Origin of the sequence: Photobacterium sp. GB-50 (assembly GCF_003026755.1) — a bacterium.
Lineage (GTDB): Bacteria > Pseudomonadota > Gammaproteobacteria > Enterobacterales > Vibrionaceae > Photobacterium.
Genome location: NZ_PYNX01000026.1, coordinates 26,508 through 39,715, shown reverse-complemented (window position 1 = coordinate 39,715; position 13,208 = coordinate 26,508). Strand labels below are relative to the sequence as shown.

The following is a 13,208-nucleotide window of genomic DNA, read 5'->3' as shown; positions in this document are numbered from 1 at the left end:
TGAACGTTAGGTGAAAGACCTAGCTATGCGACACTAGCTCAGCTGGTAGAGCGCAACCTTGCCAAGGTTGAGGTCACGAGTTCGAACCTCGTGTGTCGCTCCAATTTGATAGTTCATGGCGAAAGCGGTGAACGTTAGGTGAAAGACCTAGCTATGCGACACTAGCTCAGCTGGTAGAGCGCAACCTTGCCAAGGTTGAGGTCACGAGTTCGAACCTCGTGTGTCGCTCCAATTTGATAGTTCATGGCGAAAGCGATGAACGTTAGGTGAAAGACCTAGCTATGCGACACTAGCTCAGCTGGTAGAGCGCAACCTTGCCAAGGTTGAGGTCACGAGTTCGAACCTCGTGTGTCGCTCCAATTTGATTGTTTATTTCATTGTAGATAAACAGAGTTATCATCGAACTTATCGATGAACTATTGCTGTGAAGTAATAGTCCTAATGTAGTATTCCTGAGGTATTCGATTACCGATATCATCAGTGTACTGCTTCAAGTGTTTCTAGCTTAGCTACGAAGCCCACTTAGAAGCGATCGGCTTCGACAACAGAACTCACTTTGTATAAAGCAACCTTTAAGGGTTGTTTTTGCTGTCTCAGCAATACAGGGTATTCATGTTGTAACATCAATACTGCTGTATTGGCGCGATATAACTAACGCGTACGCTCTTTTCTTAGTAATGTTTATCTATTGCAACAGTAGTGCATAAAGCTGTGCCATCTGAGCGAATAACATTGCAGATAGTGCTAACACATTATTTTTATAATAGTATTTCACCGTTAGATCACAATGAAATTAACAGAGTTATCCACACTACATGTACTGTGGGTAAGTTGGTTGATTAGATGTGCTGATGCTATGTGAGTAACTTTGAATTTTAATTTGAATAGTGTTTAATTACCGTTATCCACAGGTGTTTTTATTTCATTTAACTTTATGTTTTATAATGTAAATATTGATTGTTATACCTGCTTTTCAACAGATTTTATGTCATGTTCCTCCTCGGGATAACTATCTTGATTATGTTATCCACCTCCTGTGTTTAATCTTTACCTATCCCCAAGAAAAAACCTAACTTTAAAAAGTTTTCCACATATCCCCCGAGTGACTTATGCATCTCGAGGTAAGCCTTTCTCAATAATCCGTACTAAACGTTTTGTTTTAGTAGGTAAAATTTCGAGAGCGAGTTGATCTTTTCTTTGTTGTTGTTGCGATAGCGCCCAATCGATATGTGTATCAAGTAATTCAGAGATCCCTTGACGCTGCTGAAGTGCTTCAACAATTTCTATTTGATAAGAAGCATTACCCAGAGCAATTGTGATATTTCTGAGCCATTGAATATGGCCTATCCGGCGAATAGCTGAGCCTTCGGTATTTTTTAAGAATGTCGTTTCATCCCAAGCATAAAGAGTTAGCAAGTCTTGTTGGTATAAGCTGTCACGACAGTGGTAATCGTGCTCTTCTGTTAATTGTCCATGTCTGTTTATGGGGCAGACTAATTGGCAGTCATCGCAACCATAGATACGGTTACCGATAGCACTGCGGTATTGCTCTGGGATCACACCATCAAATTCAATCGTTAAGTATGAGATACAACGACGCGCATCTACGATTCCTTCTTCAACAATAGCACCTGTTGGACAGCTCGTTATACAAGCGACACATTTCCCACATTGCTCACTGCTTGGTTTATCAATTGGCAGTGGAATATCAACTAATAGCTCACCTAAAAAGAACCAAGAGCCTGCTTGCTCATTTAAGATAAGTGAATGTTTGCCTGTCCAACCAAGCCCTGCTTTTTGTGCCAAAGGGCGTTCTAGAATAGGCGCTGAGTCAACAAAAGGTCGGCAGCCAAACTGCCCGACGGCTTGCTCAATACGTTGCCCTAATTGTTTCAGTCGATTACGGATCAGCTTGTGGTAATCACGACCGAGTGAATAGCGACTAATAAACGCTTTTTGAGGTTGCTTAAGTGTTTGGGCAAACTCGGCGTGAGGCGGAAGGTAATTCATTCTTACGCTGATCACACGGATAGTGCCGGGTAGTAGTTCAGCAGGGCGCGCACGCATCATGCCATGACGTGCCATCCAGTCCATATCACCGTGATAGCCAGCATCAAGCCAGCGTTGCAATTCAGCTTCGTGTTGTGACAAATCAATATCAGTGATACCCACTTGTTGAAAGCCCAGTTCTTGTCCCCAAGTTTTGATCTGCTCAGCAAGTTGATGGTAATCGATAGTCATAACCGAACTCTTTTATATTGCGCTAAATGAAAGGGGGCGCATTCTAGCATATTCTTGTTTTGATCATAGCGGTGAGAATGTGGATTGCTAAGAATAGACTGCGATAATGACCTCTGACGTTGCGATTATAGATGTATAAAATTAACACTGTGCATTTTGATTAGTTATAGTTGTTACACGTTTATTGAGGGCACTTTACCTATGATCACTCATGACATCCCCTTATTTCTCTATACCTCAGAGTAAATCAGGCAAGGTGAGCAATTACTCACAGAGCAACAAAATAGTGTCACGCTTTATCACTTAATGGAACGTGCTGGAGAGGCAACGTTTGATCTTATGAGGCAGCGGTATCCTCAATGTAATAAATTATTAGTGTGCTGCGGTAAAGGTAATAATGGTGGTGATGGCTATGTAGTGGCTCGTTTAGCACATGATCAGGGTATTGATGTTACTGTGTGGGAATCACCCAATGTTGAACATTTACCTGCTGACGCTCGATGTGCTCGTTCTCACTGGTTGCAATGTAATGGTAAAACGATCACTGATACGCCAACCACAAGTTATGAGTTAATTATCGATGCGTTATTAGGGGTTGGGGTTAAAGGTGAAGTTCGCTCAGAAATCGCTGAACGCATTCGTTGGATCAATGATCAAAAGACGCCTGTGATTGCAGTGGATGTGCCTTCAGGATTATGTGCAAATACTGGTGCAACTTTTGGTGCTGTTATTAAGGCCTCACAAACGCTCTCTTTTATTGGTTTTAAACAAGGGCTGACAACAGGGCAAGCAGCACAATATTGTGGGGAACGTTACTTTTCAGACTTAGGATTTGATCTGCAATTCTCGCAAGTCATGAAACCATCAGCATTACACATTACAGAATCGCAGGTACAGTCATTACTTTTTCCGCGCTCACGTGTTGCTCATAAAGGGTGTTTTGGACGCGTGCTTTGTATTGGTGGTGATCTTGGAATGGCGGGAGCTATTCGATTATCGTCAGAAGCTTGTAGCCGTGCAGGTGCTGGCTTAACGTCGGTGATAACACGACCTGACAATGCACTGTCAATTGTGATGATGAGACCTGAGATAATGGCCATTGGTTGGCAAGAGTCTTCAAACATACTTGTTGATAAGCTTGCTTGGTCAGATGTGGTTGTATTAGGGCCTGGGCTTGGAACCAGTGATTGGGGACAATCTCTCTTTGCGCAGTGTCATCATATTGATAAACCTTGTGTCGTTGATGCTGATGGCCTTAATTTACTGGCAAAAGCCCCTGACTACCGAGATAATCGAATCATTACACCACATCCCGGCGAAGCGGCGCGATTATTGGATGTCTCTATTAATGAGATTGAAGCCGATCGGTTTGTCGCGATTCAGCGCTTACAGCAAAATTATGGCGGTGTTGTTGTTTTAAAAGGGGCTGGCAGTTTAATTTATGATGGTAAGACATTATGGATTTGTACTTGCGGCAATCCTGGAATGGCAACGGGAGGGATGGGGGACGTATTATCAGGTATCATTGGTGCTTTACTCGGCCAAGGTTTAGCGTTAGTCGAAGCGGCCTATGCGGGAGTCTGGATCCATAGCCGAGCCGCAGATTTGTGTGCGCAAAGCGGAGAGCGTGGTATGCTGGCATCAGATCTCTTTCCGTTTATTCGTCAATTAGTCAATCCAAGATAAAAACATGCAAACATTTGAAACCTTTCTTGCTGATGAGCAGGCAACAGTAGATTTAGGCCTTAAATTAGCTAAAGCCTGTACGCAACAAACAACGATTTATCTTCACGGCGATTTGGGAGCCGGAAAAACAACGTTTGGTCGTGGTTTTATTCGTGCGCTAGGCCATCAAGGGAATGTTAAGAGTCCGACATATACCCTAGTTGAACCTTATGATCTTGCTCCTTGGCAAGTGTATCATTTTGATCTCTATCGCCTTGCAGATCCTGAAGAATTAGAATTTATGGGAATTCGTGATTATTTCACCCAGGATGCTATTTGCTTAGTGGAATGGCCAGAGAAAGGTGATGGGTTATTACCTCAACCCGATCTTGAATTAGAAATGTGTTATCACGGTGAGCAGAGAAAAGTATTGATCCGCGCCAATACGGAATATGGTGCAGCATTGATCAATCATTTGGAGTTGAGTTAATTAGGATGGCGTTACGGACGTATTTAAAGTTCCTGATAGTAGGAGCAGGATTAGTGAGTTCTGCTGCCTCTTGGGCAAATGAACTCAAAGGGGTGAGAATTTGGCCTGCGCCAGATGAAACTCGCGTAGTATTAGATCTGCAAAGTAAAGCAGACTATTCTCACTTTTCATTAGCAGGACCTTCTCGTTTAGTGGTTGATCTTAAAGATACTAAGATCAAAACTAAACTTCCTATTGCGGTTCAGAAAAGTGATATTTTAACCAAAGTTCGCACCAGTACAGCGCCTGCAAAAGGTACAACGCGACTGGTGTTTGAAGTTAAGCGTGGTGTAACGCCAACAATATTCTCTTTATCACCAACGGGCAGTTATGGTTACCGTTTAGTTTTAGACTTGCCGAATGGAACGTCTAAAACTGTTGGTGCTAAAGAAGAGCAAGCAGAAGAAAAAGCGACGGCAAATAACTTAGCGAAAATGCCATCTGGTACCGCTGATATCGTGGTAGCGGTGGATGCAGGTCACGGTGGTGATGATCCTGGCTCTATTGGTCCAACGCGTAAATATGAAAAAAATGTCACACTAGCGGTTGCGAAAAAACTGGCAGCTAAGATCAATGCAACAACGGGTATGCGTGCAGTACTAACTCGCCGTGGTGACTACTTTGTTCCATTGGGTAAGCGTTCAGAAATTGCACGTAAGAATAAAGCCCTTCTTTTAGTTTCTATCCATGCTGATGGCTTTACAAAACCGCAACCTCGTGGTGCTTCTGTATGGGTGCTAAACACACGCCGTGCGAATACTGAAATAGGTCGTTGGTTGGAGCAAAGTGAGAAGCAATCTGAGTTATTAGGTGGTGGCGATGTTTTATCAAGTAATACCAATGATAAATATCTTGGCCGAGCGGTATTAGACCTTCAATTTAGTTACTCGCAAAAAGAAGGCTACGATGTTGCTACTCGTGTATTACATGAGTTACGTAAAGTGGCACGTTTGCATAAAACGGTTCCGCAATACGCAAGTTTAGCGGTATTGAAATCACCTGATATTCCATCGCTATTGGTTGAAACGGGTTTTATTACCAATCCGACAGAAGAGAAATTACTTAATACGACATCACACCAAAACCAATTAGCGAATGCGGTTTATAAAGGGGTGTTGGAGTATTTTGAAGCAAATCCACCTGAAGGTACTTTATTTGCTTCTCGTTTGAAAGGACGTGGAAGTAAGCATAAAGTGACATCGGGTCAGTCATTAAGCGGTATTGCCCAGAAGTATGGCGTGTCGATGGCATCAATCAAAGCTTCGAATAATCTGAAATCAACCTCAGTGAACATCGGTCAAGTGTTGATTATTCCTGGCAACATTAAGACAGCGTCGGTTTCGACGCCAACGAAAACGGTGAGTACGACATCGAGCAGTGCTACAGTGAAACCTGTTGCCTCAACCAAGGTGATTGTGCATAAAGTCGTTCGTGGTGAATATTTAGGTAAGATTGCAGCAAAATATGGTGTTACCATGAGCAGCATCCGTCAACTTAATCACCTAAAATCAGACAATGTGATGCTTGGGCAAAAATTAAAAATTGCCGTTCCTGCGCCGAAATATGTTCAACATAAAGTAAAGCGTGGCGAGTTTTTGAGTAAGATTGCTGATAAATATGGTGTGTCAGTTGCAAGTATTCGTGCTACGAATAAGCTACGTTCTGATAAACTAGCTGTAGGACAGACGCTAATCATACCAAGAAGTTAATTATGCCGATTCAGATTTTACCCGCTCGGCTGGCTAACCAGATTGCAGCGGGTGAAGTTGTTGAACGCCCAGCTTCTGTAGTCAAAGAGCTTGTTGAAAATAGTCTTGATGCCGGTGCTACTCGAATCGATATTGATATCGAAAAAGGTGGCAGCCGGCTCATTCGTATTCGTGATAATGGAAAAGGGATCCCTAAAGATGAGCTTGCGCTCGCCCTTAGCCGTCATGCGACTTCTAAAATTACTACTCTGGATGATCTTGAAGCGATAGTCAGTCTTGGCTTTCGTGGTGAAGCGCTTGCCAGTATCAGTTCCGTCTCTCGTTTAACGTTAACCTCCCGCACCCAAGCGCAAGAAGAAGCGTGGTCAGCGTATGCTGAAGGGCGAGATATGGACGTCCAGTTAAAACCTGCAGCCCATCCGGTAGGTACAACGCTAGAAGTGCTTGATCTTTTCTTTAATACACCTGCGCGTCGTAAGTTCTTACGGACAGAAAAAACAGAATTTAATCATATTGATGAGTTGATCAAACGTATTGCGTTAAGCCGCTTCGATGTTGCTATTACTTTGCGTCATAACGGTAAGATCATTCGACAATACCGAGCGGCACAAACGCCGATTCAAAAAGAGCGTCGATTAGCAACGGCATGTGGTTCAGGCTTTTTGCAACATGCATTGGTGGTTGAATTAGCGCACGGGGACTTGAAATTATCCGGTTGGGTATGTAGCTCTCAAGGCGCTCGTGCACAAAATGATATTCAGTATTGTTATGTTAATGGACGGATGATGAAAGATAAGCTGATCAATCATGCGATCCGTCAAGCTTATGAGTCGAGTTTACGATCCGATCAGTATGCAGTTTACGTACTGTATATTGATGTTGATCCTCACCAAGTTGATGTGAATGTTCACCCAGCAAAACATGAAGTGCGTTTTCACCAAGCACGGTTGGTACATGATTTTATCTACCAAGCCTTACAAAGTGCATTGCAGCAAGGGGCATTAGAAGAAGAGCAGCATCAGTATCAATCACCGATACGATCGAGTGCTCACCGTATCGAAGTCGATGAAGATGGTGTCGTGATTGAACCAACAAACTCTGTGACGCAGAGGGTCGCTCAAGCGATAGATGCGACGCCAGAGTATCCTCATAAATCACCGTCATCGGAATGGAATAAGTCTGCATCGACACCGTCACATTCAGCAAGAGCACCCATTGATAGTGATATGCGTGGCTTAGCAGTATCAGCTGAATATGCGGTAAGTGAAGCGTCTGAGCATAGTAAACCATCTTCTTATTCTGCTTCACCAAGCACTAATAATAGAGATCAGCAGCATTATGATCGTAGTCCTCGTGAGCGACAAGGCAGTGAGCAAACAATAAATACCACGAGAACTTCTGATGCTTCATTTGGCGCCTCACGTTCTCCTAAACCGGAAGGGCCGACGGCGGCTGAGATCAAGGCATACCAAAAGCTGTTACAAACGGAATCGCCGACAGAACATGTTTTAGCAGAACACCCCATAGAGCGTGTTGCCGAGCCGCGTAGAGAGTGGCAAGAAATGCCTTCAACAGCAGTTGTTAAACAACATGCGATAGCGGGTAAAGCTATGGGGCTTGGTAAAGCATTATGTTTGGTGGCTGAGCGTTACTTACTAATGCAGCAAGAGACCAATATTGCCTTACTGAATTTAGATCATGCAGAGTTACTACGCTATGTTGGACAATTGCGTTTAGCGCAAACGGAAGGATTAAAACCTCAACCGCTTTTGATCCCACTATCGGTACCTGTAGAGAGCGATTTAATTGCCTGTGCTGAACAACATGCGATGCTACTTAAACAATTAGGGATTCAACTGAAAGCGAAAGGGAGAAATGGCATAATAATCATGTCAGTATGTATGCCATTAAGACAACAAAACTTACAACAGTTGCTCCCGAATTTGTTAACCTACCTACTTACAGCTTGTGATGATCCAGAAGCACAAGGGTGGGATAAATTATTATATTGGTTAGCTGAACAATGTGTTGGTACAGTGGCAAGTTATAGTTTGTCGCAAGCCATTCAGCTAGTCTCTGAATTAGAGCAGCTATGGGGAGAGAATTTGGCAGGTCATGAAAGCCAATTACTTCGACCGGTAGATATGCAAGCAGCAATAGAAGCCTTTAAATAATGATAACTAAGCCACAACCTCAAGCCATTTTTTTAATGGGACCAACAGCTTCGGGTAAAACCGATCTTGCCATTCGATTACGAGAGCAACTGCCTGTTGAGTTGATTAGTGTTGATTCTGCCCTTATTTATAAGGGAATGGATATCGGTACAGCAAAGCCAGATGCGCATGAACTTGCATTAGCACCGCATCGTTTGATCGATATTCGTGATCCAGCGCAAAGTTATTCGGCTGCAGACTTTCGTGCTGATGCACTGAAAGAAATGGCTGATATAGTTGCAGCAGGGCGAATTCCTTTATTAGTTGGTGGTACTATGTTGTACTACAAGGCTTTATTGGAAGGTTTATCGCCTTTACCTGCTGCAGATCTTGAGGTTCGCGCAGGGATTGAACGAGATGCTGCTGAGCATGGATGGCAAGCATTGCATGATGAATTAGTAAGGATTGATCCCGTTGCCGGAGCAAGAATTCATCCCAATGATCCACAGCGATTATCTCGTGCATTGGAAGTTTTCCGAATTTCGGGTAAAACTTTAACTGAGTTAACAAAAACTCAAGGTGAATCTTTACCTTACAAGGTTCATCAATTTGCAATCACTCCCATGGATAGGGCTGTACTGCATCAGCGAATTGAGCTTAGGTTCAATAAAATGATCGAGGCAGGTTTTGAGCAGGAAGTACGTGCGTTGCACGAGCGTGGTGATCTTCACCTTGAGCTTCCTTCTATTCGTTGCGTTGGTTATCGTCAGATGTGGGAATATTTGGACGGGAATTATGACTTAGATGAAGCGGTTTTCCGTGGTATCTGTGCTACCCGTCAATTAGCAAAGCGTCAAATTACCTGGCTTCGCGGTTGGAAAGATTTGACCTGGTTGGATAGTAGTGATGTGGATTCCGCGTTACAAACAGTCACAAACTCAGTTAGATGTGATGTTTGATTAACGTGTATACTCTGAACTGCTTTGCGTATTTTTAGTTTTTGTTCGTTGCTAATACAACTACAAACAAATAAGGAAAAGAAATAATGGCTAAGGGGCAATCTCTGCAAGACCCGTTTTTAAATGCGCTGCGTCGTGAACGAATTCCGGTCTCAATTTACTTGGTAAACGGTATCAAACTACAGGGACAAATTGAGTCTTTTGACCAATTTGTGATCCTATTAAAAAACACTGTAAACCAAATGGTATATAAGCATGCTATTTCAACGGTAGTTCCTGCTCGTCCAGTGAACCATCACCATGCAGGTGATCGTCCAGCAGGTACTGAACGTCCAGAAAAAACTGAAGAATAATTTATTCTTCCATTAAGGAGTTAATGGCTTGTTTGACCGTTATGAAGCCGGTGAACAGGCGATTCTTGTTCATATTAACTTCACGCAAGATGGGGAATGGGAAGATCTTAGCGAATTTGAAATGCTGGTCTCCTCAGCGGGCGTCAATACACTGCATGTTGTCACTGGCAGCCGTAAGACTCCGCACCCTAAATATTACGTTGGAGAAGGTAAGGCACAAGAAATTGCCGACGCGGTAAGAACAGCGGAAGCTGATATCGTTATCTTTAACCACTCCTTGTCTCCCGCTCAAGAGCGTAACTTGGAGCAAATTTGTCAGTGTCGTGTACTCGACAGAACAGGTTTGATCTTAGATATATTTGCTCAACGCGCACGTACCCATGAAGGTAAGTTGCAAGTCGAGCTTGCACAGTTACGTCATATATCAACCCGATTGATTCGTGGTTGGACTCACCTTGAGCGACAGAAAGGGGGGATAGGTCTGCGTGGACCTGGTGAAACGCAGCTTGAAACAGATAGACGTTTATTGCGCGATCGAATTAAAACAATTCTACGTCGTTTAGATAAAGTGGCTAAACAGCGTGATCAAGGAAGACGTGCGCGTAATCGTGCAGAAATTCCAACGATCTCATTAGTGGGATATACCAATGCTGGTAAATCCACACTCTTTAATCGGATCACCGATGCGGGGGTTTACGCCGCCGATCAACTGTTTGCAACTCTAGATCCTACACTACGTAAAATAGCAGTGGCTGATGTAGGTACAGCGATTTTAGCTGATACCGTTGGATTTATTCGACATCTTCCCCACGATCTAGTGGCAGCATTTAAAGCTACCCTTAAAGAAACACAAGAGGCTGATCTTTTACTTCATGTGGTTGATGCAAGTGATGATCGCTTCCGTGAAAACATTGAAGCTGTTGAAACAGTACTAGAAGAAATTGATGCGGGTGAGGTGCCTACTTTAATTATCATGAATAAAATTGATAATTTAGAGCATGCAGAACCTCGTATTGAACGAGATGAAGAGGGAGTTCCTCGTCGCGTTTGGGTTTCAGCGATGGAAGGGCAAGGCATTGACTTGTTATTCCAAGCACTAACTGAACGCCTCTCCGGTACGATGGTAGCGCATACCTTACGTGTACCCCCTGAAATGATTGGGCGTATCCGTAGCAAGTTTTATCAGCTGGGATGTATTTTACAAGAAGAATACGAATCAGACGGTTATTTGATGATTGATATTCGTTTGCCTTTGGCGGAATGGTCTCGATTACAAAAAAGAGAAAGTACTTCGTTAGATGACTTTATCGTTGCTTAATGGATTACTAGAGTGATAAAAACTGTCGTCATATCATATTGATGGAGTTCTATAATGGCGTGGAATGAGCCTGGAAACAACGGCGGCCGTGATGATAAAGACCCTTGGGGTAATAATAATCGCGGTGGACGTGAACAAGGACCACCAGATCTCGATGAGGTTTTTTCAAAACTAAGTCGTAAAGTTGGCGGTGTGTTTGGAAATAAAAAAGGGCCGAGTGGCAGCGGGAGCGCTGTTGGCTTGGGGGCTGTTGCCGTATTAGCTGCGGCGGTTTGGGGTTTTTCTGGTTTTTACACCATTGGCGAAGCAGAGCAAGGTGTTGTGCTACGTTTTGGTAAGTTTGATCAAGTTGTAAAACCCGGTCTGAACTGGAAACCAACGTTTATTGATGAAGTTATCCCAGTCAACATTCAAGCAATTCGTTCTCTTCGTGCATCTGGCTTGATGTTAACGAAAGATGAAAACGTTCTGAAAGTTGAAATGGATGTTCAGTACCGTGTTGATAACGCTGAGAAGTACCTATTTAGCGTAACGAATGCTGATGACAGTTTGCGTCAGGCAACCGATTCTGCACTTCGTGCCGTGATTGGTGATTCAACGATGGATCAGGCATTGACGACAGGTCGTCAGACTATTCGTGCGAATACTCAAGCAGCAATTGATAAAATTATTGCAAAATACGACATGGGTATCCGTGTTGTTGATGTGAACTTCCAATCAGCTCGTCCACCTGAAGCGGTGAAAGATGCATTTGATGATGCTATCGCAGCGCGAGAAGATGAAGAGCGTTACGTTCGTGAAGCAGAAGCTTACAGTAATGATATTTTGCCTAAAGCAACGGGTCGTGCTGAGCGTCTGAAGAACGAAGCTGAAGGTTACTCTGAGCGTGTTGTTAATGGCGCATTGGGTGATGTAGCACAGTTTGATAAATTGTTGCCACAATACCTAGCAGCGAAAGAAGTGACACGTGAGCGTTTGTATCTAGATACCATGGAGAAGGTGTACAGTAACACCAGCAAAGTGTTAATTGATACGAAATCAGGTGGCAGTAATAATATGATGTACTTACCACTTGATAAGCTGATGTCTCAGTCAAATCAAGCTGATAAGAAAACCGATAATTCAGATCGTTTAAGCGGTATTGAATTAGAAAAAGTAGAAACTCCAACTCCAGTTGCACCTGCTTCTCGTGCTGATACTGGCCGTCAAGGGAGATATTAATTATGCGTAAGTTAATGATCCCAGTAGTAGTGATTTTTATTGCTCTATTATTGATGTCAGTGTTTGTCGTTAAAGAAGGTGAGCGTGGTATCGTGGTGCGTTTCGGTCGTATCTTAAAAGATAACAATACTGAAATTGCCCGTATTTATCAGCCCGGCCTACATTTTAAAGTACCAGTGTTTGACCGTGTTCATGATTTAGATGCGCGTATTCAAACTATGGATGATCAGGCTGATCGTTTCTTAACAGCTGAGAAGAAAGACGTGATCATTGATACCTATGTGAAATGGCGTATCAAAGATTTTGGTAAGTACTACTTAGCAACAGGTGGTGGTAATACATCAACTGCAGAAGCGCTATTAAAGCGTAAAGTAGTCGATAGCCTACGTGCTGAAATCGGTTCGAAAGAAATTAAGCAGATCGTGTCTGGAGAAGACAGCATTTCAACACCAACTACAGCGTCTGATATTGCACAAACTAAAGCGGCTAAAGCTGCTCTAGCGGTAATTGAAGGTGTAGTACCGGTGAAGGAAGTTGAAGGCCAGCGTGATAAAATCATGGCAGATGTACTTGAAGAAACGCGTGAAAGTGCGAAAGATTTGGGTATTGAAGTGGTTGATTTCCGAATTAAGAAAATTAACCTACCAGATGAAATCAGTGAGTCTATCTACCGTCGTATGCGTGCCGAGCGAGAATCAGTAGCGCGTAGTTACCGTTCGCAAGGTCGTCAACGTGCTGAAGAGTTACGTGCACGTTCTGAGCTTGAAGTAGCGACTGTTCTTTCTGAAGCAAAACGTAAAGCACAGGTTATTCGTGGTGACGCGGATGCAAAAGCGGCAGAGATTTACTCAAAAGCTTATAGCCAAAACCCAGAGTTCTACAGCTTCTGGCGTTCGCTTAAAGCTTACGAGAAGAGCTTCAACTCTAAAAATGATGTATTGGTTGTTGATCCTAACAATGAATTCTTTAAGTACATGAATCATTCAGAACTTAAAGCAAACTAAACCAATCACAACAGACATCTGTTATTGTAAAGACAAGGCCTCGGCCTTGTCTTTTT

General features: G+C 43.2%; 10 protein-coding genes and 3 tRNA genes. 12 read left to right on the top strand and 1 reads right to left on the bottom strand.

All coding sequences use genetic code 11. The annotated features are described in order from the left end of the window. Positions 1 to 27 precede the first annotated feature (27 nt). The 3 genes from C9J41_RS20090 to C9J41_RS20080 all read left to right on the top strand — a co-directional run bounded on the left by C9J41_RS20090 (position 28) and on the right by C9J41_RS20080 (position 359). Positions 28 to 103 (top strand) — tRNA-Gly (locus C9J41_RS20090). A gap of 52 nt (positions 104 to 155) precedes the next feature. Then, positions 156 to 231: transfer RNA gene (locus C9J41_RS20085), tRNA-Gly, on the top strand. A gap of 52 nt (positions 232 to 283) precedes the next feature. Next, positions 284 to 359: transfer RNA gene (locus C9J41_RS20080), tRNA-Gly, on the top strand. A 748-nt stretch (positions 360 to 1,107) separates the two neighbouring features. Here C9J41_RS20080 and queG read toward each other — a convergent pair. Continuing rightward, the gene (gene queG, locus C9J41_RS20075; protein ID WP_107207998.1) at positions 1,108 to 2,241 is read right to left on the bottom strand and encodes a tRNA epoxyqueuosine(34) reductase QueG; all 1,134 of its coding nucleotides are present in this window, start codon (positions 2,239 to 2,241) and stop codon (positions 1,108 to 1,110) included. Between the two features lie 246 nt (positions 2,242 to 2,487). Here queG and C9J41_RS20070 point away from each other — a divergent pair, with 246 nt between their 5' ends. The 9 genes from C9J41_RS20070 (at position 2,488) to hflC (ending at position 13,152) form a co-directional block, all read left to right on the top strand. Further along, positions 2,488 to 3,927, top strand: a complete 1,440-nt coding sequence (locus C9J41_RS20070; RefSeq protein WP_233220425.1) for an NAD(P)H-hydrate dehydratase — start codon at positions 2,488 to 2,490, stop codon at positions 3,925 to 3,927. Between the two features lie 4 nt (positions 3,928 to 3,931). Then, positions 3,932 to 4,396 carry a tRNA (adenosine(37)-N6)-threonylcarbamoyltransferase complex ATPase subunit type 1 TsaE gene (tsaE, locus tag C9J41_RS20065; RefSeq protein WP_107294936.1) on the top strand — a complete coding sequence of 155 codons (465 nt, stop codon included), beginning with the start codon at positions 3,932 to 3,934 and terminating at the stop codon, positions 4,394 to 4,396. Positions 4,397 to 4,401: 5 nt separating this feature from the next. Next, the gene (locus C9J41_RS20060) at positions 4,402 to 6,144 is read left to right on the top strand and encodes an N-acetylmuramoyl-L-alanine amidase (RefSeq protein WP_199187171.1); all 1,743 of its coding nucleotides are present in this window, start codon (positions 4,402 to 4,404) and stop codon (positions 6,142 to 6,144) included. 2 nt (positions 6,145 to 6,146) lie between these two features. Continuing rightward, positions 6,147 to 8,318, top strand: coding sequence for a DNA mismatch repair endonuclease MutL (gene mutL, locus C9J41_RS20055; RefSeq protein WP_107294935.1), 2,172 nt, complete (start codon positions 6,147 to 6,149; stop codon positions 8,316 to 8,318). Positions 8,319 to 8,320: 2 nt separating this feature from the next. Beyond that, entirely contained in the window at positions 8,321 to 9,256 is a 936-nt protein-coding gene (miaA, locus tag C9J41_RS20050; protein WP_045129185.1) for a tRNA (adenosine(37)-N6)-dimethylallyltransferase MiaA, read from the top strand. 86 nt (positions 9,257 to 9,342) lie between these two features. Further along, positions 9,343 to 9,609, top strand: a complete 267-nt coding sequence (gene hfq, locus C9J41_RS20045) for an RNA chaperone Hfq (protein ID WP_005372819.1) — start codon at positions 9,343 to 9,345, stop codon at positions 9,607 to 9,609. A gap of 28 nt (positions 9,610 to 9,637) precedes the next feature. Then, positions 9,638 to 10,927, top strand: coding sequence for a ribosome rescue GTPase HflX (hflX, locus tag C9J41_RS20040; protein ID WP_005372817.1), 1,290 nt, complete (start codon positions 9,638 to 9,640; stop codon positions 10,925 to 10,927). A 54-nt stretch (positions 10,928 to 10,981) separates the two neighbouring features. Next, the gene (gene hflK / locus C9J41_RS20035; RefSeq protein ID WP_107208003.1) at positions 10,982 to 12,148 is read left to right on the top strand and encodes an FtsH protease activity modulator HflK; all 1,167 of its coding nucleotides are present in this window, start codon (positions 10,982 to 10,984) and stop codon (positions 12,146 to 12,148) included. Between the two features lie 2 nt (positions 12,149 to 12,150). Continuing rightward, the gene (gene hflC / locus C9J41_RS20030; RefSeq protein WP_107208004.1) at positions 12,151 to 13,152 is read left to right on the top strand and encodes a protease modulator HflC; all 1,002 of its coding nucleotides are present in this window, start codon (positions 12,151 to 12,153) and stop codon (positions 13,150 to 13,152) included. The last annotated feature ends 56 nt before the right edge of the window (positions 13,153 to 13,208 follow it).